Origin of the sequence: Sphingomonas sp. Leaf34, from assembly GCF_001421805.1 — a bacterium.
GTDB lineage: Bacteria > Pseudomonadota > Alphaproteobacteria > Sphingomonadales > Sphingomonadaceae > Sphingomonas.
The window spans coordinates 504,498-525,281 of the sequence record NZ_LMLC01000002.1; the positions used below are offsets into that span (position 1 = coordinate 504,498).

A 20,784-nucleotide genomic window follows, 5' to 3' on the forward strand; every position below is an offset into this window, starting at 1 on the left:
TGCGCTGCAGCTAGCCGAGATGCTCACCATAGAAAACAAGGGCCGGCCCCAGCCCTGAATCGCGGGCTTGGAACTTATCGCGACGCGGTCAGTAACGTCGACGAGCGATGCCAATGATTTTTGGACCGTCGGTCACTGCTCTAATCAACTATTTAGCCGACCTTGACTGTGCTTTAATGAGCGTTCTTTCTACCTGGAATTATCACCGAGCCTCAGGCCCGCGTGACACGGTAGTCGGCGTAAGACTTCTCTTCCACTAGTTCGGATCCTAGAGCAACGTTAATTTCACGCTTCAATTTGGCGCGCTCGTCGTTGGTGAAATACACAGAACGCGCAAGTTCGACGAAATTGGGACCAAAATCCTGATTGCGCTCACAGTTACGAAGATCATCTTCAATAACCCAAAGCTTCTGGTTCACCGATTGAAGTTTTTCGGTAAGCGCTTCAACTGCCTCGGGAATAGTGCCGACATGCTTGAGATAAATCGCCTGCAGCGCGCTAAGCTCTTTATTAACATTTGCGAGCTTGAGATCGTCGCGAATTTCCACCTGCTTGATGCGCAATATGGTAATCTTATCGACAGCCTCACCAATCGAGACAGGCGCGAAAAATTCAGTCGTTGCGACCTTAGGCGTGCTCATACAATCTTCCCGATACTATGTCGCTCGGAATGACGCGCGGGTCTTCGCAGGTCAATCTTCCTGCGGCAGGGATTTTCGTACAATGCCTGCCGAGTTGACTCAAACGCTGTGGTGGAGCTCCGCCTGCCGCGCCTAACCCGCTCCTCTCACGTCTACATCGGCTTAATCGGGAAAGCGGACTGACCAGCAAGACGACAAATCGTGAACGGCTACGCTCTCTCTCGTTCCTTGTATACGACCCGGCAAGCATCCCTTCGCAGTGACACTTATCCCGACTCGGGACATTAGCCACCCCTGGCTTACAGGGAAACCCTGAACAGTCAGCTTCATACCCGCGGTCGCCAAGCAACCACTGCGCCTTTTGCTGATCATCGAAGCGCTGCTGCGCCGGTTTAGTCGCTCACTTCCCCGGCAGTAATGACGGAGCTCAAGGGGTGCCCGTTGCGGTCGACGAACTGGTGGCAGCGATGTTCGCTTGAGTGCCGCAAGTTCTGACAGCGGTCTACGAGGCGACCCGCATCCTGCGCATTAGCGCGGTGACGTCGATCATGCCGCGCGACCTGCTTTTGTCGCCGCGTATCGAATTGACCATTCTGCCGCGGCCCCGATCTTCTATGACCTGCTGCTTAAACCACCCCGAATCTGCCGGACGCACCGGATTGTTAGTCATGCTGCCATATCGCTGTTGCCTGCGGTAGGTTAATAATGATCTTTGGCTTCGGCACGCGGGATGTTGCCGCTGGGCTTCAACAGTCGACGATGGTTGAACCCGTCGACCCTTCCGAGCGTGGCGTACTTGACAGCTTCGAAGCTGCGCCAGGGGCCGCGCCGGTTTACGCGCAAAGCCTGTTCGGCGCTGGCGCGAAGAACTGGTGACAGACGTGATTGCGCGGGCACGGTGCCGCCATGCCGCTGATGATCGTACGCACCGGCATGCCCCAGATCACGCCTGCCGGGCCCATCTCATGCATCAGCCGTTCGACGGTGCATCATGCGATCACAAAGCCCTCCCGCATCATCTGCCGCCAGACTTTGCGCACGCCGCAAGCCGCGAAGTCCACGGCGAACACACGGGCTATCTCGGGTTTGAGGGCGACATCCTGCCTCGCCTGCGCCGACAGGCGCGATGGATCCCGTCGCTGCGCGACGTGTTCGTCGTCGGTGGATGGGGCGTTCGGCAGGACAAAGCAGATCGGTTCGACGCATAGGCACCGTCAATGAAAGCGATCATCGCCGGAACGGGCGGTCGAGCGCCGCCTGCGCGAAATATGCCGACGCCTTACGCAAGATCTCGTTGGCTTACCGCAGTTCACGGACCTCGCGCTCCAGCGCCTTCATCTTGTCGATCACCTCGGCCTGAACACCGCCGCGCTTGCCGCTATCGACTGCGCCTTCACTCACCCACGCAGCGTCTGCGGAACGCAGCTGACCTTCTCGGCAATCGATACCACGGTCGCCCACCTTGACGGGTGATCCGGCTCGTGATCGAAAACCGTCCGCACCGCTTGCTCACAAACTTCGGGCGAAAGCTTGTTGGTCGTCTTGCTCGTCATGGCCCCATCTTCTCAGGAGGTCGAGCCTCAGACAAACCCGGGGCGATTCAGAACTATGGGCAGCGTCGTATAGCAGTAACGGCGGAAAAGGCATCGATCCCGTTTTGCCAGCGGCAGGCGGCGAGCGGCGAGCGATGATGCGGCGTCACGGTCCTCGATTGGCTCGCCGCGCCCAAAATTGATGACGTCCGCCGCCATCGCAGCATTACCGCGAGGTGCGCACGCCAAGGCCGGCCACTCGTATCGAACCGAGACGATCAGGCGAGGACACCGGCAGGCTGTTCCACGAGAATGCGGAGCGGCAGGCGGCCGCGTCGGACCAGTTGCGCCGGGCGACAATCATCATCGCCTCCTGTGCCGGCGCCCTCCCCGCACCCATGCGATCGATGACGGCATCCACGACCAAGGGGCTGGGCGATCGCGACATGCTGCAGCACCCCATCGCGGCTTGGGCCCGAAACAGGTGCCGGCGACCTCACCGACATGGCGGTAGACCCGATGCGCGCCAGACCGAATACTCCACAAGCCGGACCGCGCGGACGCTGTATCTCGCCAAGCTGCACCGGCGTATGCTATCCCATCGCCATCACCCTTGCCGCGAGCACCGTGACGATGGAAAGCTGGGATCAGCTTCCGCCCGCAGTGCAGAGGGCCTGCCATGCCCGACGTTCAAGACTATGATCTCGCCACAGCAAGAAGCGCGAACAGGCCGAGCGGCAGGCGTCGGCCTTGGCGAAGAACATGTGTTCCAGGGCCGTCCATCGATCGTTGGCACTGCACTATGGTAACCATGTCATCTCTGCCCGGCGCGCGATCATCGAGAGCAGCTTGAGCCCATCGGGCTAGCCGTAAAGCGACTCTGAGAATGAATATGGGCGTCGCAGCAATGATCCAGCCAGAACCGCGATAGGAGTGTCTCGATGCGTCCCACCATCACCGCATTCGACTGGGTTCCCGATTTTGCGAGGGGGCAGGTCCGCGACCTCCGTGTCCGCTGGGCGCTCGAAGAGGTCGGCCAGCCCTACGACGTGATGTATCTGACTCAGGGTGAGCAGAAGCAGGCACCGCACCGGGGGCGTCAGCCTTTTGGCCAGGTTCCGACCTATGAGGAGGGCGACGTGCTGCTCTTCGAATCCGGCGCGATTGTCCTGCATATCGCCAACACGCATGGCGATATGCTGCTGCCCGCCGATGCCGCGGCACGCGCACGCGCGATCGAATGGATGTTCGCCGCGCTCAACACGGTCGAGCCGCCGATCATGGATCACGCAATCGCGACGCTATTCGAACGCGGCGAGCCGTGGTCGGCGCCGCGCCTGCCCTCCGTTCTCCATCGCATCGACGAGCGGATCGGCGAACTGTCGCGGCGGCTGGGCGACCGGACCTGGCTCGACGGCGACGTCTTCACGGCCGGCGATCTTCTGATGGTGGCAGTGATCCGGATCATTGCCGACGAGGGCCTGCTGGACAGCCATCCCAACCTCATCGCCTATGTCGAACGCGGCACGGCGCGTCCCGCCTTCGTCAAGGCACTAGCCGACCAGATGGCGGGGTTCACCGGCAGCCCGCCGCCCGAATTTGCGGCATGGCTCGCCGAGCAGGGAGAACAGGCATGACGTATATCGAAGGCTTCGTCCTCGCGGTGCCGACCGCCAATCGCCAGGCCTATCTCGAGCATGCGACCGGCGCGGTGGGGTTTCTCAGGGAGTTCGGCGTGGCGCGGATGGTCGAGAATTGGGGCGACGACGTCCCCGTCGGCACGCTCAACGACTTCGCAGGTGCGGTTCAGGCGACCGCGGACGAGACCGTCGTCTTCAGCTGGTTCGAATATGCCGACAAGGCCACCCGCGATGCCGCCAGTGCCAGGATGATGACTGACCCGCGGATGGATGCGATGGGCGCATCGATGCCCTTCGACGGCAGCCGGATGATCTATGCGGGGTTCCAGGCGGAGGTCGAAGAAGGCTCGGCGGCGGGCACAGGATATGTCGATGGCATCATCCTGCCCGTCTCGCCTGCGAACAAGGACGCGTATTTTGCGTTGGCGCGTACGGTGTCGGCAGCCTTCCTCGAAAACGGCGCGATCCGCGTGGTCGAGACCTGGGGCGACGACGTCCCCACCGGCGAGAAGACGGACTATGCACGCGCCGTTCATGCGATAGGTAACGAGGTTGTCGTCTATTCCTGGGTCGAGTGGCCGGACAAGGCAACCCGCGACGCCGGCATGCCCCAAGTCATGGCGGACGCGCGGATGCAGACCCCACCCGCCGACCTGCCGTTCGACGGCAAGCGCATAATCCATGGCGGCTTCACCACGATCCTGGATGAATGAGGAAACGGCCGATGCAAAATCCCGAGGGCACCCCGGTCTGGTTCGAACTCAACACCAACAATGAGGCCAAAGCGCGGCACTTCTACGCCGCGACAATCGGCTGGACGATCGCGCGCGCGCTTATGCCCGAGCATGGCGCCTATCTGATCGCCAACGCCCCCGATGGCGCGGCGATCGCAGGCATCACGACACCGCCGCCGAGCGCGCCATCGCTGCCCGACTGGTTGATCTATTTCGGCACCGCCGACGTCGACGCGGCTGCCGTGCACGTCAAGCAATTGGGCGGGTCGATCCAAGTCGAACCGATGGACATTACCGGCGTCGGCCGTTTTGCAATCGCGAGCGACCCGCAGCATATCGGCTTTATGCTGATGACGGGCGTAAGTCTCGACCCGTCGTCCGCGTTCGTCCAGGGTCCGCACCACGGCCATGCCGTGTGGATCGAACTCGCCACCCCCGACCCCGACGGCGCACTTGCCTTCTACGGCGCGCTGTTCGGCTGGACCCGGGAAGGCGCGATACCGATGGGGCCGATGGGCGAATATGTCTTCCTCGGCAGCGGCGACGCTCGCCCCGGCGCTATGATGTCGAGCGCAACCACCGGTGCGCCCGCACGCTGGAACTGGTACGCCTATGTTCCCGATATCGACGCCGCGATCACTACCGCGACGGGCCTTGGCGGCGTGCTCCTGCAAGGCCCCGACCAGATACCCGGTGGCGGCTATTCAGCAAATCTCGGCGACCTGACTGGCGCACAAATCGGCATTGTGGGCCCACGGATCAGCAATGCGGCATGACCAAGATCGCATCCTGCGTCTGATATGACGGTACCGCCGAAGACGCGGCAACGTTCTACGCCGCAACTTTTCCCGACAGTCACGCGATGCGATCCACCACGTGCCGGGCGATTATCCACTTGGTAACGTTCTAACCGTCGAGATCACGGTGTGCGGCATGGCGTTCCTCGGTCTCAACGGCGGCCCGCACGTCCTGCAGGCTCAGGCCGTGTCGTTCCTCGTCTATACCGACTATCAGGCGGAGACCGACGGTTATTGGAATGCGGTCGGCGGCAATCGCGGCGTTGGAAGCGCCTGCGGGTGTTGCAAGGACCACCGAGGCGTGAACTGGCATATTACGCCGCACGTCCTGATCGAGGCGATTAGCAGTGCCGACGCCGCGATCGCCGCGCGCGTATTCCGAGCCATAACAATGATGCAAGATAGACGTCGCCGCGATCAAGGACGCCATCGCAGGAAGGACCGCGTATTTATGGAGAAGTTGTACGCCGGCCGATCAACGGCCGTATCGATGTGTAGGTAGCCAGGCTAACGCCGCCTCGTTCGCGGCGCTATCGTCTAAAGGCCAGATCCTGGCCCGATCATCATCCAACTTGCTAACGGCCATCAGTCGGTCGGTACCACGCTTTGGGAGCCATCGGATCGCCAAGACATCCGCGTATTCAGCGCGGTTCGGGCGGCACTGCCCGCCGGCTCGGGCGCGGCGTTCGCCTGCGGCATGATCTGCGGGGACTGGAAGCTGGCTATCCGATCGAGTCAGAAGCGGCGGAAAGCGGCACGCTCCATCGAACCTTCCGGCGCTTGCCGCTCGCGAAGTTCTTAAGAAAGCGGCTCCCGCATACAGCGTCCGCCGCGAGGTCTCGCACGCGCACACCACCGCGTTGGCGATGACCGGGCGCGGAGGGGTTCAATGTGATGGCCATACCGTTTAGTGCCCCAGTGGCGAGGTTGCATAGCTGGCGAGCAAAGCGGCGACGTCATCGTAGATCGCGATCGCACCTGCAGATTGAAGCTGCGCATCCTTGAACTTGCCTGACCGGACCGCCAACGCGGCGATCCCGCATTTGCCGGCTGCCTCAATGTCATACGGGGTATCGCCGACCACGATCGCATCAGCAGGGGTAATGCCAGGTACCCTTTTGAGCGCGGTCGCGAAGATGTCCGGCGCAGGCTTGGTCCTTTCGACGTCATCGCTGCTCGTCGTCGCGGCGATCAGATCGCGTGCGTCGAGCAGGTCGATATAGTGATTGAGTTCCGCGTCCGAGGCCGACGATGCGAGTATAACCCGCTGCCCGAGACCATGCGCGTGCGCCATCAGCTCGCCCGCTTGCGCAAAGGGCTTGGCGACATGCAAATATTTCGCCTTGAAGATCGCGGCATGCGTGTCTCCTAGTTCTTTCTGTTGATCCTCGTCCGCGTCGGGCAACAGCGTCGGCACGAGCATGTCCGTCCCCTTCCCGATCTGGTCATGAATCACCCGGCGATCGAACGCCGCGCCGACGACTGCGAACGCCTCCTCCCAAGCAAGGACGTGCATGTCGTTGGTGTCGACCAACGTACCGTCGATATCGAAAAGAATGGCTTTGATCTGCATAAGACGGTCCCTGACCTGATGTCGTGCGCCTGCCGTTCAGAACCTCGTAGTGCCATTGAAGGCGCAGGGGGCGAACAACGTCGGCAATGTGATGACGATACAGCGGTCCACTTCCCGAGTCAGCTCCGGCGTCCGCAGACTCGGGAAGGGCATTCGTCGCGCCTCAGAACGATCCGCAGCAGATATGCCACCAGCGATCCGCCACTACGGAGCAACCAGCCTTGGCAAACACTTATAAAATATAGATTTTCAGTTCTATTTTACGGTTTCGCGCAAATCTTTGTAGATTGATCACAATCAATACAAAGTTTTTAGCGGTGAATATCTCGGCGATGCAGGAACGATGACGCCGCTTTGATCGCTATACTCTGCGGATTGTGTTCACGCTGATAGCCGCAAGCCGAAAGATTATTGCCCGATACTCCGTGGCGGCACGCATAGTTTTGATGATGGTCATGCGGCATTTTTCGCGACCGCCAAGTCCAGGCTGACGCAGGGCCAATGCATGGTGAGCACTCACTGTAATTTAATGACGGAGATATTCAAATGCGCGCACTGGTATGGCATGGAAAAGGCGACGTTCGGGTCGATACTGTTGCAGATCCGGAGATCAAGCATCCGCGCGACGCGATAATCAAGGTATCGGCCTGCGCGATCTGCGGCTCCGATCTTCACCTGCTCGACGGCTACCAGCCGACGATGCAGGCGGGTGACATCCTCGGCCACGAGAACATGGGCGTGGTCGTCGCACTCGGCTCCGAAGTCACCAATCTGAAGATTGGCGACCGCGTCGTCGTGCCGTTCACGATCAGCTGCGGCGATTGCTTCTTCTGCCGCAAGGGCCTCTTCTCTGCCTGTGAGCGGACCAATCCGAACTCGGAGATGGCGATCAAGGCGATGGGTCATTCGCCCGCCGGCCTGTTTGGATTCAGTCACATGCTTGGCGGCTATTGCGGTGGCCAAGCCGAGTATCTGCGCGTGCCGATGGCCGATATTGGTCCGATCAAGGTACCCGACAGCGTCACCGATGAGCAGGCGCTGTTCCTGTCCGACATCTTTCCGACCGGCTATATGGCAGCCGAGAATGCGCAGATCGAAGAAGGCGATACCGTGGCAATCTGGGGCTGCGGTCCAGTCGGCCAATTTGCAATCCGCTCGGCGCTGATGCTCGGCGCGGGCCGCGTGATCGCGATCGACGAAGTGCCCGAACGCTTGGCGATGGCCGAGGCCGGCGGTGCCGAGACGATCAACTTCGCCGAAGTCGACAGCGTCTATGACGAACTCCAGTTCCGTACTAAAGGCCGCGGTCCCGACAGCTGCATCGACGCAGTGGGCGCGGAGGCCTCGGGTCATGGCGCAATCGATGCGGTGATCGATAAGGTCAAGGCGGCGACGTTCCTCGCAACCGACCGCGTGCACGTCCTGCGCGAAGCGATCATGAGTTGCCGGATGGGCGGGACGATCTCGATTCCTGGCGTCTATGTCGGCATGGGCGACAAGATCCCGATCGGCGCAATGATGAACAAGGGTCTGACGATCAAGACCGGCCAGACGCATGTCCAGGCCTATACCAAGCCTCTGCTGGCGCGGATCGAGGCGGGCGACATCGATCCGAGCTTCGTCGTGACTCACCCGGCAAGTCTCGAGGATGCGCCCGAGATGTACCAGAAGTTCCGCGACAAGCAGGACGGCGTGATCAAGGTCGTACTGCGGCCTTAACCCTCAACCGACCCGGTCCGCCGCCGACGAGCGGACCGGGTCGGTTGGTTTTTATCCGCAACAGTCAGAAGGACATGCCGATGAGCGACAAGGTTCAGACCCCCGTTCCCGGCCACCCTGGGAGCAAGGGCGCACCGGACGGTGTCTCGGACTCGCCGCGCGGCAATGATGGCGCCGATGTTCACGGGCGTAGCGAGGGCGGCGAAAGTGGTGGCGGGTCCTATCCGAACCCACACGCGGGCAAGACAGGGGCGAGCACCGGCTTCATGGCGCATGGCGGCCAGACCGACATTGCCTATCACGGCGGCGGCCAGGCGGGCGAAGACGGCGGCAATGCCGGAAACGGTGTCGCAAATTCGGACGGCGGTGACCGCACGACGATCGCCGCCGACCCTGATGCCGAACGCGTACCGCATGCGATTGCTTCCGAAGGTCACACGATCGAAGTCGTCGAGACGTCGGGCATCGCCGAAGCGGAGGCCGGCGGAAAGATCGGTACCGATGCCGATTATGAGGACGAGCAGAACCAGCCTGGAGCCGGCTGAGCTCGGCGAACCTCGTAAACGCCTGTTCCAAATTCAAAACCAGCTACCGCGCATTCCGCTCGGTGGACACACGAGGATGATCCCATGTCTGCACCCGAGGACCTCCAGGAAATCTACATCGACGAGCTGAAAGATCTGTGGTCCGCCGACGACCAGATGAAGAAGATCCTGAAGAAGATCACGTCGAAGGCAAGCGACGCATCGCTGAAGGAGATGCTGACCAAGTCCCAGGCTGATATCGATAAGCATACTGACCTGCTCAAAGAGCTGATCGCCTCAAACGATGAGAAGGTTTCGAAGGAGCATTGCAAGGGTATGGAAGGCCTCGTGGCCGAAGCCACCAAGCATGTGCTCGAGGAAGGTCCCGAAAAGGGCCCACTGCTCGATGTGATGATCATCGCTCAGTACCAGCGGATGACGCATTACGGCATCGCTGGGTTCGGCACGGCTACCGCCTACGCCAAGGCGCTGGATCTGAAGGCCGACCAGAAGATACTTAGTGCCGCTACGAAGGACATATACGGCGGCGACGAATATATGACGAAGCTCGCCGAGACGACCGTCAACATCGCCGCCGAAGACGAATGACAGGATCGCCCGCCGAGGCCGACCTGGCCGGCGACGACCTGCCCCACTAGACGATGGAAGCGATGGCGATGACGACCTACGCATTGAGCGAACCCGCTACGATCTTTGTTGCTGATCCCTCCGGCGACGCGACCGCAGAGGTTGTAGGACACGGCACACTGGAAGAGTGCGTTAATACCATCGCTAACTTCTCGGCGGATCGGCGGAGATTCGTCATGATCCAGTTGGATGATATCGACCTCAAATATGGCCCCCGAGAAGTCCAAGAACTTCTAGGGTTTTTGCGCGAGGAAACTCCAGGCCTGTCGAACACAAAGATTGCCGAGGTAAATAGGTCCGATTTGTAAGCTGTGAGTGCACGGTGCGGCACCAGGCGGGCACACGTCAGTCCCCTTGCGGACGGAATCGACCCGCCAGCGCTTCAGCATCTGCCATGCCTTCATCAGTTTCAAGCGTTCGGATCCGCTGATTTGCCGAGATGCCGGTTGATGAGGGCTGCGCGCGTTCGTCGTGTGTGGCGACGACTTGGTCGGCGCGCTCGACGGTCAGGCGATCGGACCAGTATCCGAGGCGGCTTGAACTGGCGCGCGCAAAGTTAAGCAAAGAGGCATGCTTTGGCACAATAACGGACACCAGCACGAGCGACTCGTCCACCACAGGCGTAGCGGAGGCGTTACGGGGACATCACTCATTCTATCGCGGGTAAACGCCGCCGGTACTGCCGCCTATTTGGACTATCGAAACTAGCAAGTCCCGTCCAATTACCCGTTGGGCATCGTCAAGAACGGCCACATTGACAAGCTGGACGCCGACCTAGCGACGCGACAGACGGCCATGATCGCCGAGTTGCTCACGCGCATAGACGGCGTATCGGCTACAGTCCTCAGATCAGCCGATCATACCCTTGGGGCGCACCCCGCACTCGGTGCCGATTCTAGAGCGCGCTCCGCATGTGGCCCAAAATTAGAGCCGGGCTAACCTGCCCAACGGACATGGCCGAGGAGATAGGACCCAGGCGCGGACACCGGCGGCCCTATCTACGCTCTCCAGTTTCAGCCGTTCGTTCATTTTCGATCCGCGACGCCGCTCCATTCAATCGCAAATGCCGCAAGGCGGGGATTGATAGCGGCTTTCGCGCGCCTACCGTCTTCAGGCAGGCTCTACTCGGGTCGTTAAAGCGACCAGCCTCCATCCACGGAGATTGCGGCACCGGTGACGAACCCGCCAAGATCCGCGCTCATCCAGAGCACGGCGTCGGCGATCTCGTCGGGCTTTCCCAGACGACCGACCGGCTCGAGGTCGATGGCTTTCTGGATGTCACCGTTGGTGAAGCGATCCATCATCGGCGTCTCGATGTTGCCCGGCAGGATCGCATTCACGCGGATATTCTGCTTCGCATAGTCGAGCGCGGCTGACTTTGTCAGGCCGATGATCGCGTGCTTGGACGCGGCATAGGACGCTCCGCCCGCCACGCCCCGGACACCAGCGCCCGATGATGTGTTGACGATCACGCCGCTACCCTGACGCACCATCTGCACTAGCTCGTACTTCATGCAGACGAACGTGCCTCGCAGATTGATGTCGAGAATTCGGTCCCATTCGTCGAGCTCGATCTCGGCGACAGGGGCTGCCTTGTTCTCGACTCCGGCATTGTTGAAGGCGATATCGAGCCTGCCGAAGGTCTCGATCACCTGCCCGATCGCTGCCTCGACCTGTTCGGGCTTCGACACGTCGCAGGCAATGGTCAGGACCTGTGCGCCTGCGTTTCTCACAGCCTCCGCGGTGTCGGAAAGCGCATCTTCGGTTAAGTCGAGGATCGCAACGCGTGCGCCCTCACGTGCGAAGGCAACCGCGGTCGCCCGGCCGATGCCGCTGGCGGCGCCGGTGACGAATGCGACCTTGTCGGAAAAACGATTGAGATTGGTCATGGAAAATACTCGGTTTCGATGGGTGGATTGCGACCGTTCACTCGGTACCGAGCGGCGCGAGATACTGTTCGTCCGTCACCTTCTCCATCCAGGTTACGGCCGAGCCGTCGACCGACTCCTGAATGGCGACATGCGTCATGCCCTGCTGCGGCGTGGCGCCGTGCCAGTGCTTGTGGTCGGCCGGGCACCACAGGATGTCGCCAGCGTTGAACTCCAGCTTCGGGCCATCCGCGATCTGCGTCCAGCCTACACCTTCGGTCACGATCAGCGTCTGGCCGGCGGGGTGCGTGTGCCAGGCACTCCGGGCGCCGGGCTCAAAATGGACGATCGCGCCGGAGACGCGCGACGGGTCGTCGCGCTGGAATCGCCCGGTGATCGTAACCTTGCCGGTAAAATACGCCTCCGGCCCGTCGACGGTCTTCATCTCGGATTTGCGGGCGATGGTCATGTCGGAAGTTCCTTTTTGGGCTTTAGCGAAGCTGATGGGCAGCAGCAAGGCGACGATCGTGCCGATTTTCAGCAGACGCATCACGTCAGCGCCGGCAGCGCGTCGAGATGCTTCTCGAGCGTGATCGGATACTCGCGGACGCGAACGCCGGTTGCGTTGTAGATCGCGTTGGCGATCGCTGGCGCGACCCCGGTCAGGCCCAGCTCGCCCACGCCCTTGGCCTTTACCGGCGAGATCGTTGGATCGACCTCATCTATGAAGAAGGCATCGAGATGCGGGATATCGGCATGCACCGGCACCTCGTAGCCAGCGAGATCGTGGTTGACGAAGAAGCCGAAGCGCTTGTCGATCGCCATGTCTTCCATCAGCGCGGCGCCGACGCCCATCACCATCCCGCCGATCACCTGACTGCGCGCGGTCTTGACGTTGAGGATGCGCCCCGCAGCGCACACCGCGAGCATACGCCGTACCCGCACCTCGCCGGTATAAGCGTCGACCGCGACCTCGACGAAATGCGCCCCGAAGGTCTGCTGCTGGAACTGATCGGCGAGCTTGGCGAACTCCATCACGTCCTCGACGACGAGATCGCCGTCCTTGGCCGCGTGGGCGAGCTTTACCGACCGGTTGCCGCTGCAGACCTGCCCGTCTGCAAAGTCGACGTTGGCGGTTTTGAAGCCGAGCCGCTGCGCGACCGTTTCGCGCAGCTTCATGCACGCCGCATAGACGCCCGCCGTTACGGAAGGCGCGCCCTGCTGCCCGCCCGATCCCGGCGTTTCCGGGAAGGTGGAGTCGCCGAGCTTGACCACGATCCGGTCGGGCGTGACGCCCATCATCTCGGCCGCGGTCTGCTGGACGACGGTGTAGCTGCCGGTGCCGATATCCGTCATGTCGGTCTCGATCGTCACGACGCCGTGCCGATCAAGCCGGGCTCGTGCGCCGGCTTTGGCGATCTTGCCGCCACGGATCGCCCCCGCCATCCCCATGCCAATCAACCACTGCCCTTCGCGGATTGCACCAGGCTTGCTCTGGCGCCTGTCCCAGCCGAAGCGCTCCGCGCCCTCCTGCAGGCAACGGACAAAGGCTCGGGTCGAGAAGGGCTTGCCAGGATCCTCCGGATCGACCTGCGTATCGTTCACGACGCGAAGCGCGATCGGATCCATTTTCAGCTTTTCCGCGAGTTCGTCCATCGCGACCTCTAGTGCCATCAGGCCGGGTGCTTCGCCGGGCGCACGCATCGCGTTGCCTTCGGCTAAATCGAGCGTGGCCAGCCGCATCCGGGTCAGCCGGTTCGCGCCTGCATAAAGCGTCCGCGTGGATGTAACGGTTGGCTCCGTACGCCCGCCGACGAGGTTACCCGACAGGCTGTCATGACCGATCGCCGTCAGCCGCCCATCACGGCCCGCCCCCAGTTGCACTCGCTGGATTGTCTTCGGCCGGTGGATCGTGGTGTTAAAAATGATCGACCGCTGCAGCGCGATCTTCACCGGGCGCTTGACCACGCGCGCCGCAATCGCCGCCAGCGCGAGATCGATCTGCACGGTCCCCTTCCCGCCGAAACCACCGCCGATATAGGGCGAGATCAGGCGGACGTTCTGCTTGGGGATCCCGAGAATCAGCCCGAGGTCGCGCGTTCCCCAGTTCATCTGCTGGATCGACGTCCAGCACGTCACGCGATCGCCGTCCCATTTCGCGATCGAGGCGTGTGGCTCCATCATCGCATGCGCCTGGTCGGGCACGGTATAGGTCTCGTCGACCTTGACCGGTGCCGCCGCGAACGCCTTGGCGAAGTCACCGACCTGCTTCTCGTTGGGGCCGCCAAACTCGCCTTCCGGCGGGACCGGCGCGCTGCCGTTCTGCGCGGCCAGATCGAACCGCCCCGCCGTCCGCTGATAGTCGACCCGCACAAGTGCCGCTGCCGCACGGGCCTGTTCGAAGGTCTCCGCAACGACGACCGCGACCGGCTGATGGTAATGGTCCACCTCAGGCGCGGCGAGCATCTTCTGAACGTAGAACTTGCCAACTCCGGGCTTGCCGGCATTCAGGTACGTGACGACACCGACCACGCCGGGCGCACGTTCGGCATCACGCGTATCGATCTTCGTGATCCGCCCCTTGGCGATCGCGGCGCCGAGAATGTAGCCGTACGCAAACCCGGGTGCGACATCCTGCCATTCATGGGCATAGGTCGCGGTGCCGGTGGTCTTCAGATGCCCTTCGTAGCGATCGAGTGGCTTGCCGAGCACCTTCATCCGATCGGTCGGGTTCGCGCCTGCGGGTGCGTCGAAGATCATGGCTTTACCTCCGCAAGCACCGCCGCGAGGGTGCGCGTCGCGAGTGGGATCTTGAATGCGTTGTCGTGGGTCGGCCGCGCATCGGCGAACACCGCCTTAGCCATCTCGACCGCGCCATGCGGCATTGCCGCTTCCGCTGCCTCCACCCGCCACGGCTGATGCGCGACACCGCCGAACGCTGCACGTCCGCTGCCGTCGCGCTGGACGATGGCGGCGACCGACACGAGCGCGAACGCATAGGACGCGCGGTCGCGCACCTTGCGGTAGACATGCGTACCACCGACCGGACGCGGCAGCGTGACCGCGGTGATGAGTTCGCCGTGATCAAGCACGTTATCACGCTCGGGCGTGGTACCAGGCAGCGTATGGAAAGTACCGATCGGTATGGATCGTGTCTTCCCGTCCGCCTTCACCGTCTCGACTGCCGCATCGAGCACGCGCATCGCGACCGCCATGTCGCCCGGATAGGTTGCGATGCACGACTCACTAGATCCGATGACGGCAAGCTGGCGCGAATAGCCACCGATCGCAGCGCACCCCGACCCCGGCTTCCGCTTGTTGCAGGGCTGGTTGGTGTCGTAAAAATACGGGCACCGCGTCCGCTGAAGCAGATTGCCCGCGGTCGTCGCCTTGTTCCGCAACTGACCCGAGGCACCTGCGACGATGGCGCGGCTGAGTACGCCATAGGCACGCCGCACTCGCTCGTCGCTCGCCAACGCGGTGTTACTGACGAACGCACCGATCCGCAGCCCGCCGGCGTCGGTCGGTTCGATCCGGTCGAGCTTGAGGTCCTGCACATCGACCAGATGGGTCGGCGTCTCGACCTCGAGCTTCATCAGATCGAGCAGGTTGGTACCGCCGGCCAGGAATCGCGCGCCAGGATTGCGCGCAACGATCCGAGCCGCGTCTGCAGGCGTCGTTGCCCGCTCGTAGGTAAAGCTCTTCACGCGCGTGCTCCTGCGACATCGGCCATCGCCTCAGCGATGTTGGAATAGGCACCGCAGCGGCAGATGTTGCCGCTCATCCGCTCCCGCATTTCGGCGCCGGTAGACTGCGGGGCCGCCATAAGATCGGCTTGCGCGTGGCTGGGAATGCCTCTCTTAATTTCCTCGAGAACAGAGATGGCAGAGCAGATCTGCCCCGGGGTGCAGTAACCGCACTGATATCCGTCATGCTTCACGAAAACGGCTTGCATCGGATGCAGGCGCTCGGGTGTGCCGAGCCCTTCGATAGTGGTTACGGCATCGCCCTCATGCTGGACGGCGAGGCTGAGACAGGCGTTGATACGCTCGCCGTTGACGATGACCGTGCACGCTCCGCACTGCCCGTGATCACAGCCCTTCTTGGTGCCGGTGAGATGTAGATGTTCGCGCAGCGCATCGGGCAGGGTCGTACGCGGATCGAGCGTCAGCGCTTGGGCTGTTCCATTCACGCTCATGGCGACCTTGTATGTCGGCAGGGTTTGCGCGGGCGGCGCGGCGTCGGCCGTTTCGCTCACGGTGGCGGATACTGCCGCAGTAGTGGCGCTGCTCATCAGCATCTGCCTTCGGGACAATTGAAAAGTTTCACTGGCCATCGGCGATCCTCCATGGGCGCGCCAACAGGCGCCGGTCAGGACCATTAAACGCTTTCAGCAGAAGTAGGTTACCCGTCAGTAGCTTGATGCGATACTGAATCTGGTTCAACATCAGGAATGCTTGTTACCCGCACCAACCTTACCGACCTTGCCTATTTCCTAGCGATCGCGCGGCATCGCAATCTTCGTCGGGCCGGCCTCGAGCTTGGCGTGTCTGCCTCCGCGGTCAGCCATGCTCTCAAAAGTTTCGAAGAGCGCGCGGGTGTCCGACTGATCAACCGGACCAACCGATCCGTAACCTTGACGTCGGCTGGAAAGGCGCTGGAGCAGTCGGTCTCCGGGTCGTTTGCTGACATCGGCTCCGCGTTGGAGAACCTGGATCAGCTCCGCGTCTCTCCTGGCGGAAAAATTCGCATCAACGCCGTGGTCGATGCGGTAACGCTGGTGCTTGGTCCTGTGCTTGCCGAACTGTCTCGCCGTCACCCTGATATTGAGGTCGATCTGGTATCGAGCAATCGCATCGTCGATGTCGTCGGCGAGGGGTTCGACGCAGGCGTTCGGTATGGCGGCACCGTCCCCGAGGACATGATTGCGCAGCGACTTTCAGCCGACCTCCGGTGGGTTGTCGCGGCTTCTCCCCGTTACCTTGAGGAACATGGCACACCAGCGCACCCGGACGAGTTGAAGCAGCACCGGTGTCTTGGAGTGCGTCTTGGGGACGACAGTATCTACCGCTGGGAATTCGAGGGGCCTGACGGAGACTTTGATGTGCTTATCCAAAGCGCGATGACTGCCGACGATAGCCGATCAACGCTGGCAATGGCACTCAACGGCGCGGGGCTGACGTTCGGTCTTGAAGCCCTGTTCGCCAAGCATGTCGCAGACGGCACCCTGCGCGTTGTGCTAACCGAGTGGGTGACGACCGGGCCGGGCTTCTACCTTTACTACTCCGGACGACGACAGTTACCCGCGGGTTTGCGCGCGCTTCTGACGATTGCAGGTGAACTAAAACCACTTGGCTGACGCGTCTGTTCAACATCAAGCATTCGAGGCGTTTGAAAATTGATTTCAGCAACGAAGGACGAGTCAGTAGCGGGCGTTCGTCGGGGGTTATTAGCTTCCCAACTTCAGCCGTTGGTTCATTTTGCCGAATGTTCGGCGACCAGCCATCTAAGTTCAGGCTTGCGATGAACCGCTGGCTAGAGTTGGGCGTCGGTGGAGCGCGGCTGCCTCACGCGTGCCTGCGCATCACGTCTCCACGGGGCAAAAGACTCGCTTATATTATACCACCGGACACATGTGTAACGGCATCCTGTGCAAGGCTGGTCTGCCTAAGCCGGCAGCGGACCATTGTGAGACGCTTAATGCTCGGAAGCGAGAATAGGCGGATCATCTCTGGTTCGGTAGGCTGCGCCTGCGCAATGACCATTATTTGGACCGCATTGCGTCTTAATCCGTGACGCAACTGCGTGAGCTGTCGCGGCTGCACCAATTCGGGTCGGATGGAAGGGCGCGATATTGCCGTTCATCCAGCCACGGACCCATGGTTCCGATGAGCAGGCGTTATGGGTCGTCCCGAGCGTGTGCATGTCGACCAGGATTGCGCCGCCTGCCTCGGCCGCCGACCGCGTGACGGCTGCGAGCGTATCGCCAACCTGACGCATAGTGCCGGCTTCGGCGGCAGTCAGACCTAACACTGGGCACGTGCCTGACGGCGGCAGGATCGTTGGGTAGGTCGCTATCACCATGATAGCTTGTGGGGCCGCGGCATGGATCGCTTGGAGTGTCGCGATCAGGTCACTCCGAAGTTGATCGTAGCCACGCGCGTCGGGTCGCCGGGGCCCGTCCCAGAACCATCGGACGAAGCGGCCGAACACCGTGTTTGTATTCCGTGCCGCCAGCATCGACAGGTCGGCAACATAGCCGACATCGTTGCCGCCGATTGTCAGCGTCACGAGCCGCGTGCCACGCGTGATCGTCCGGATCTGCGGCCCCTGGAAATACTGACCGCCGTGTAGCAGATGGCGGGTCACGGCACCGCCGCAACTCATATCGACGAGCGGAACTGCACGCAGCCGGGCGAGTTGCTGCGGGTAGCCTTCTACGCCACGCGCGCACAGCGTTGGACTACCGGGTTCTAGGGCGCCTAGTCCCGCTCCCGCCGCGAACGAGCTGCCCAGCGCGATATAGTCCGGCCGACCGCTCGGGGACCGCCGACCTTCGGCAATGGCAATTATCAGGCCGATGCCGATGATCGCCAACAGTCCCCCCAGCAACCAAAACCTAACTTTCCGCCTGCGTCCACGCATCACGCCTCTCCCCTGCCGCAAGACGCCATCGGCGCAGGTCGGCGTGCGGCGGGCAATGCTCCGGCTGCTCGCGCACCGCATGGGCACACCCTGCGAGCGATGCCGCATAGTAACCGGATGTTCTGGCGCGACGCGGACGGTGTACATCGACGCGATGTCAATCCGTGAACATCTCGATCCGATCGTCCACGTCACCGCCGGCGTGGTCCAAGGGCGCACGACCGGGGGCGTCCAGCGCTATATAGGCATTCCCTATGCAGCGCCGCCCGTTGGCGCCTTGCGGTTTGCGCCGCCTTCGCCGCCGCCGTCGTGGACGGGCGTGCGCGCCGTCACGGACGCTGGCCCGAACGCGCCGCAGCGGATCAGGCCGGTGCCTGGCCTCAATGTCGAGGCGCTGATCGGCAGCGGTTGGATGCCGGGCGACGACTATCTGACACTCAATGTCTGGCGCCCCGACGACGACCGCACCGGCCTGCCGGTGATGGTGTTCGCCCATGGCGGCGGCTTCGTGATCGGCAGCAAGGACGCGCCGGTGCAGGACGGGACGACCTTCGCGCGCGACGGCGTGGTTTGCGTTGCGATCAACTATCGCATGGGGATCGACGGCTTTCTGCCGATCCCGGGCGTCCCGACAAATCTCGGTCTGCGCGACATCGTCGCCGCGCTCGAATGGGTCCGCGCGGAGATCGACCGCTTCGGAGGCGATCCCGGCAACGTCACGATATTCGGCGAATCGGCGGGCGCGATGGCGATCGCCGACCTCGTCACCTCACCTGTCGCCGAGGGCCTGTTCACCCGCGCGATCATTCAAAGCGGACATGGCGGCATGACACGTGATGTAGGCGTCATGCGGCGGCTGGTGACGAAGCTCGCCAAACTGCTCGGCGTCTCGCCGACCCGTGATGGGTTCGCCAGCGTCGCGGCCGAGCCGATGCTCGACGCAGTAGAAAAGGTGTCGTTACCGACCGCGCGGATCGACCTGCGCGGGGCGGACGGCCGCGAGCCGGTCTTCGGGATCAGCCGCTTCGTACCCGTTCATGGCGACGACATGCTGCCGGTCCCGCCGTTGGATGCGCTCCGCAACGGCGCGGGCGCGGACGTCGATGTGCTGATCGGTACGAATGCCGAGGAAATGAACCTGTACCTGGTCTCGTCCGGGGTCCGGGACAAAATCGGGCGGTTGCTGGCGTGGTTCGTGCTGCGAAAGTCGCAGCCTCGAGCGTGGGCGGTGCTGAACGCCTATGGGGCTGGCAAGCGTCCCGGCGGGCGTGCGCTGACCGATGCGATGACGGACCTTGTCTTTCGTTGGCCCGCCAGGCGGTTCGCCGAGGAACATCGCGGCCGCACGCATGTCTATGAACTCGAATGGCGCTCGCCCGCGTTCGGCGGCGAGCTTGGCGCGGCGCATGCGATCGACGTGCCGTTCGTCTTCGATGCGCTCGCCTGCGCGACTGGTCCCGACGGATTGCTCGGCGAAGCGCCGCCGCAGGATGTCGCGACCCGCATGCACCGACTGTGGGTCGATTTCGCCCGCGACGGGTCCCTCCCCTGGGCGCCGTTCGATCGTGATACGCGCCAAGTCTATCGCATCGTTGCCGGCGAGGCGGCATTCGAGCCGGTCATGCCTGCCGCGCCGTTCCTACCTTGAAGGACAAGACCATGTACGCCAATCGCCTGCGGCTAGATGGTCGCAAAGCCTTCGTCACCGGCGGCGCGCAAGGCATCGGCTGGGCTTGCGCGGACGCGCTCGCCGAGTTCGGCGCCGTGGTGACGATCGCCGATCGCGACCCGGATCTGCTCGCTCGCGGTGTGGAAAGCCTCCAAGACAAGGGTCACCGCGTCACCGGCATCGTGCTCGACGTGACGGACTCCGCTGCGGTCACTGCAGCCGCCGACGCGGTGCGCGACGCCGAAATTCTGGTCAACAATGCCGGCATCGCCCGCAGTGAAACCGCGGCGGAGGACGTCGCCGACGAGCATTGGTTGAACGTCCTCGACGTCAATCTCAACGGCACCTTCTGGTGTGCACGCGCCTTCGGACGCAACATGCTGGCCACGGGCCGCGGATCGATCGTCAATATCGGGTCGATGTCGGCCTTTGTCGTCAACCGGCCGCAGCCGCAGAGCTATTACAACGCGTCTAAGGCGGCGGTGCATCAACTGACGAAAAGCCTTGCCGCCGAATGGGCCGGCCGTGGTGTTCGCGTCAATGCGGTGGCGCCGACCTATATCGCAACTCCGCTCAACGCCTTTGCCGACAAGACCAGCGAGATGTACCGCCGTTGGATCGACGGCACGCCGCAAGGACGTCTTGGGGAGGCGTACGAAGTCGCCTCGGTCGTACAGTTCCTTGCAAGCGATGCGGCGAGCCTGATGACCGGCAGCATCGTGGCGGTCGATGGCGGCTACTCCTGCTGGTAGGCCAATAACCGGAGCCGATCGGCATAGCCGTCAGACCTTTCG

The 20,784-nt window shown here is 62.4% G+C and carries 24 protein-coding genes and 1 other annotated feature; of the genes, 13 read left to right on the forward strand and 11 right to left on the reverse strand.

Features of this window, described 5'->3' with window-relative positions; translation table 11 throughout:
• Window positions 1–212 precede the first annotated feature (212 nt).
• A complete protein-coding gene (locus ASF00_RS07525; RefSeq protein WP_055876481.1) occupies window positions 213–641 on the reverse strand; it encodes a DUF6165 family protein in 429 nt (142 codons plus the stop codon).
• A gap of 705 nt (window positions 642–1,346) precedes the next feature.
• On the opposite strand from ASF00_RS07525, the gene ASF00_RS19295 reads away from it, so the two are divergent.
• Window positions 1,347–1,517, forward strand: coding sequence for a hypothetical protein (locus tag ASF00_RS19295; protein ID WP_443024386.1), 171 nt, complete (start codon window positions 1,347–1,349; stop codon window positions 1,515–1,517).
• An 89-nt stretch (window positions 1,518–1,606) separates the two neighbouring features.
• Window positions 1,607–1,849, forward strand: a complete 243-nt coding sequence (locus tag ASF00_RS19300) for a hypothetical protein (protein WP_055876485.1) — start codon at window positions 1,607–1,609, stop codon at window positions 1,847–1,849.
• Window positions 1,808–1,914: a sequence feature (AL1L pseudoknot), on the reverse strand. (Overlaps the previous gene by 42 nt.)
• A 124-nt stretch (window positions 1,915–2,038) precedes the next feature.
• Here the strand turns inward: ASF00_RS19300 and ASF00_RS19305 are convergent.
• Together ASF00_RS19305 and ASF00_RS07540 are read right to left on the reverse strand one after the other, a co-directional pair.
• Complete coding sequence (locus ASF00_RS19305; protein ID WP_443024387.1) at window positions 2,039–2,194, reverse strand: hypothetical protein; 156 nt, start codon at window positions 2,192–2,194, stop codon at window positions 2,039–2,041.
• Between the two features lie 205 nt (window positions 2,195–2,399).
• Entirely contained in the window at window positions 2,400–2,594 is a 195-nt protein-coding gene (locus ASF00_RS07540) for a hypothetical protein (RefSeq protein ID WP_156348222.1), read from the reverse strand.
• 520 nt (window positions 2,595–3,114) lie between these two features.
• Between ASF00_RS07540 and ASF00_RS07545 the strand changes: the two genes are divergently transcribed.
• The 4 genes from ASF00_RS07545 to ASF00_RS18975 all read left to right on the forward strand — a co-directional run bounded on the left by ASF00_RS07545 (window position 3,115) and on the right by ASF00_RS18975 (window position 5,846).
• A complete protein-coding gene (locus tag ASF00_RS07545; protein ID WP_055876491.1) occupies window positions 3,115–3,810 on the forward strand; it encodes a glutathione S-transferase family protein in 696 nt (231 codons plus the stop codon).
• On the forward strand, window positions 3,807–4,526 hold the full coding sequence (locus tag ASF00_RS19310) for a DUF1428 domain-containing protein (protein WP_055876494.1): 720 nt from the start codon (window positions 3,807–3,809) through the stop codon (window positions 4,524–4,526). Before ASF00_RS07545 ends, ASF00_RS19310 begins: the two co-directional genes overlap by 4 nt.
• Window positions 4,527–4,537: 11 nt before the next feature.
• Window positions 4,538–5,323 carry a VOC family protein gene (locus ASF00_RS07555; RefSeq protein WP_055876497.1) on the forward strand — a complete coding sequence of 262 codons (786 nt, stop codon included), beginning with the start codon at window positions 4,538–4,540 and terminating at the stop codon, window positions 5,321–5,323.
• 157 nt (window positions 5,324–5,480) lie between these two features.
• Complete coding sequence (locus ASF00_RS18975; RefSeq protein ID WP_327196354.1) at window positions 5,481–5,846, forward strand: VOC family protein; 366 nt, start codon at window positions 5,481–5,483, stop codon at window positions 5,844–5,846.
• Between the two features lie 405 nt (window positions 5,847–6,251).
• On the opposite strand, the gene ASF00_RS07565 is transcribed toward ASF00_RS18975, so the two are convergent.
• A complete protein-coding gene (locus ASF00_RS07565; protein WP_055876500.1) occupies window positions 6,252–6,917 on the reverse strand; it encodes an HAD family hydrolase in 666 nt (221 codons plus the stop codon).
• Between the two features lie 546 nt (window positions 6,918–7,463).
• Between ASF00_RS07565 and ASF00_RS07570 the strand changes: the two genes are divergently transcribed.
• The 4 genes from ASF00_RS07570 (at window position 7,464) to ASF00_RS07585 (ending at window position 10,116) form a co-directional block, all read left to right on the forward strand.
• Window positions 7,464–8,636: a zinc-dependent alcohol dehydrogenase gene (locus tag ASF00_RS07570; RefSeq protein ID WP_055876503.1), complete on the forward strand. Its 1,173-nt coding sequence runs from the start codon at window positions 7,464–7,466 to the stop codon at window positions 8,634–8,636.
• 80 nt (window positions 8,637–8,716) lie between these two features.
• Window positions 8,717–9,181 (forward strand): hypothetical protein, encoded by a 465-nt coding sequence (locus tag ASF00_RS18805; protein WP_200910496.1) that lies wholly within the window; start codon window positions 8,717–8,719, stop codon window positions 9,179–9,181.
• An 84-nt stretch (window positions 9,182–9,265) separates the two neighbouring features.
• Entirely contained in the window at window positions 9,266–9,769 is a 504-nt protein-coding gene (locus ASF00_RS07580; protein ID WP_055876506.1) for a ferritin-like domain-containing protein, read from the forward strand.
• Window positions 9,770–9,831: 62 nt separating this feature from the next.
• Complete coding sequence (locus ASF00_RS07585; protein ID WP_055876509.1) at window positions 9,832–10,116, forward strand: hypothetical protein; 285 nt, start codon at window positions 9,832–9,834, stop codon at window positions 10,114–10,116.
• Between the two features lie 37 nt (window positions 10,117–10,153).
• On the opposite strand, the gene ASF00_RS18365 is transcribed toward ASF00_RS07585, so the two are convergent.
• From ASF00_RS18365 to paoA, 6 genes are all read right to left on the reverse strand, one after another.
• The gene (locus ASF00_RS18365; protein ID WP_156348223.1) at window positions 10,154–10,423 is read right to left on the reverse strand and encodes a hypothetical protein; all 270 of its coding nucleotides are present in this window, start codon (window positions 10,421–10,423) and stop codon (window positions 10,154–10,156) included.
• A gap of 518 nt (window positions 10,424–10,941) precedes the next feature.
• Window positions 10,942–11,697, reverse strand: coding sequence for an SDR family NAD(P)-dependent oxidoreductase (locus ASF00_RS07590; protein WP_055876514.1), 756 nt, complete (start codon window positions 11,695–11,697; stop codon window positions 10,942–10,944).
• 37 nt (window positions 11,698–11,734) lie between these two features.
• On the reverse strand, window positions 11,735–12,226 hold the full coding sequence (locus tag ASF00_RS07595; RefSeq protein ID WP_235525668.1) for a (R)-mandelonitrile lyase: 492 nt from the start codon (window positions 12,224–12,226) through the stop codon (window positions 11,735–11,737).
• Window positions 12,226–14,436 carry an aldehyde oxidoreductase molybdenum-binding subunit PaoC gene (gene paoC / locus ASF00_RS07600; protein WP_055876520.1) on the reverse strand — a complete coding sequence of 737 codons (2,211 nt, stop codon included), beginning with the start codon at window positions 14,434–14,436 and terminating at the stop codon, window positions 12,226–12,228. The genes ASF00_RS07595 and paoC overlap by 1 nt, the downstream gene beginning before the upstream one ends.
• On the reverse strand, window positions 14,433–15,383 hold the full coding sequence (locus tag ASF00_RS07605; RefSeq protein ID WP_055876524.1) for an FAD binding domain-containing protein: 951 nt from the start codon (window positions 15,381–15,383) through the stop codon (window positions 14,433–14,435). The genes paoC and ASF00_RS07605 overlap by 4 nt, the downstream gene beginning before the upstream one ends.
• Window positions 15,380–16,012, reverse strand: a complete 633-nt coding sequence (gene paoA, locus ASF00_RS07610) for an aldehyde dehydrogenase iron-sulfur subunit PaoA (RefSeq protein ID WP_055876527.1) — start codon at window positions 16,010–16,012, stop codon at window positions 15,380–15,382. The genes ASF00_RS07605 and paoA overlap by 4 nt, the downstream gene beginning before the upstream one ends.
• Before the next feature lie 117 nt (window positions 16,013–16,129).
• Between paoA and ASF00_RS07615 the strand changes: the two genes are divergently transcribed.
• Window positions 16,130–17,035, forward strand: coding sequence for a LysR family transcriptional regulator (locus tag ASF00_RS07615; protein WP_055876530.1), 906 nt, complete (start codon window positions 16,130–16,132; stop codon window positions 17,033–17,035).
• A gap of 338 nt (window positions 17,036–17,373) precedes the next feature.
• Here the strand turns inward: ASF00_RS07615 and ASF00_RS17910 are convergent, their stop codons facing one another.
• On the reverse strand, window positions 17,374–18,273 hold the full coding sequence (locus ASF00_RS17910) for an SGNH/GDSL hydrolase family protein (RefSeq protein ID WP_162233569.1): 900 nt from the start codon (window positions 18,271–18,273) through the stop codon (window positions 17,374–17,376).
• Window positions 18,274–18,475: 202 nt separating this feature from the next.
• Here ASF00_RS17910 and ASF00_RS07625 point away from each other — a divergent pair, with 202 nt between their 5' ends.
• Window positions 18,476–19,969 carry a carboxylesterase/lipase family protein gene (locus tag ASF00_RS07625; RefSeq protein ID WP_055877220.1) on the forward strand — a complete coding sequence of 498 codons (1,494 nt, stop codon included), beginning with the start codon at window positions 18,476–18,478 and terminating at the stop codon, window positions 19,967–19,969.
• Complete coding sequence (locus tag ASF00_RS07630; protein ID WP_235525669.1) at window positions 19,966–20,742, forward strand: SDR family NAD(P)-dependent oxidoreductase; 777 nt, start codon at window positions 19,966–19,968, stop codon at window positions 20,740–20,742. The genes ASF00_RS07625 and ASF00_RS07630 overlap by 4 nt, the downstream gene beginning before the upstream one ends.
• Window positions 20,743–20,784: the final 42 nt, after the last annotated feature.

Coding starts and splice junctions, on each gene's coding strand:
- ASF00_RS07525 (WP_055876481.1), bottom strand. CDS start 641: ATGAGCACGCCTAAGGTCGCAACGACTGAATTTTTCGCGCCTGTCTCG.
- ASF00_RS19295 (WP_443024386.1), top strand. CDS start 1,347: ATGATCTTTGGCTTCGGCACGCGGGATGTTGCCGCTGGGCTTCAACAG.
- ASF00_RS19300 (WP_055876485.1), top strand. CDS start 1,607: ATGCATCAGCCGTTCGACGGTGCATCATGCGATCACAAAGCCCTCCCG.
- ASF00_RS19305 (WP_443024387.1), bottom strand. CDS start 2,194: ATGACGAGCAAGACGACCAACAAGCTTTCGCCCGAAGTTTGTGAGCAA.
- ASF00_RS07545 (WP_055876491.1), top strand. CDS start 3,115: ATGCGTCCCACCATCACCGCATTCGACTGGGTTCCCGATTTTGCGAGG.
- ASF00_RS19310 (WP_055876494.1), top strand. CDS start 3,807: ATGACGTATATCGAAGGCTTCGTCCTCGCGGTGCCGACCGCCAATCGC.
- ASF00_RS07555 (WP_055876497.1), top strand. CDS start 4,538: ATGCAAAATCCCGAGGGCACCCCGGTCTGGTTCGAACTCAACACCAAC.
- ASF00_RS18975 (WP_327196354.1), top strand. CDS start 5,481: ATGGCGTTCCTCGGTCTCAACGGCGGCCCGCACGTCCTGCAGGCTCAG.
- ASF00_RS07565 (WP_055876500.1), bottom strand. CDS start 6,917: ATGCAGATCAAAGCCATTCTTTTCGATATCGACGGTACGTTGGTCGAC.
- ASF00_RS07570 (WP_055876503.1), top strand. CDS start 7,464: ATGCGCGCACTGGTATGGCATGGAAAAGGCGACGTTCGGGTCGATACT.
- ASF00_RS18805 (WP_200910496.1), top strand. CDS start 8,717: ATGAGCGACAAGGTTCAGACCCCCGTTCCCGGCCACCCTGGGAGCAAG.
- ASF00_RS07580 (WP_055876506.1), top strand. CDS start 9,266: ATGTCTGCACCCGAGGACCTCCAGGAAATCTACATCGACGAGCTGAAA.
- ASF00_RS07585 (WP_055876509.1), top strand. CDS start 9,832: ATGGCGATGACGACCTACGCATTGAGCGAACCCGCTACGATCTTTGTT.
- ASF00_RS07590 (WP_055876514.1), bottom strand. CDS start 11,697: ATGACCAATCTCAATCGTTTTTCCGACAAGGTCGCATTCGTCACCGGC.
- ASF00_RS07595 (WP_235525668.1), bottom strand. CDS start 12,226: ATGCGTCTGCTGAAAATCGGCACGATCGTCGCCTTGCTGCTGCCCATC.
- paoC (WP_055876520.1), bottom strand. CDS start 14,436: ATGATCTTCGACGCACCCGCAGGCGCGAACCCGACCGATCGGATGAAG.
- paoA (WP_055876527.1), bottom strand. CDS start 16,012: ATGGCCAGTGAAACTTTTCAATTGTCCCGAAGGCAGATGCTGATGAGC.
- ASF00_RS07615 (WP_055876530.1), top strand. CDS start 16,130: ATGCTTGTTACCCGCACCAACCTTACCGACCTTGCCTATTTCCTAGCG.
- ASF00_RS07625 (WP_055877220.1), top strand. CDS start 18,476: ATGTCAATCCGTGAACATCTCGATCCGATCGTCCACGTCACCGCCGGC.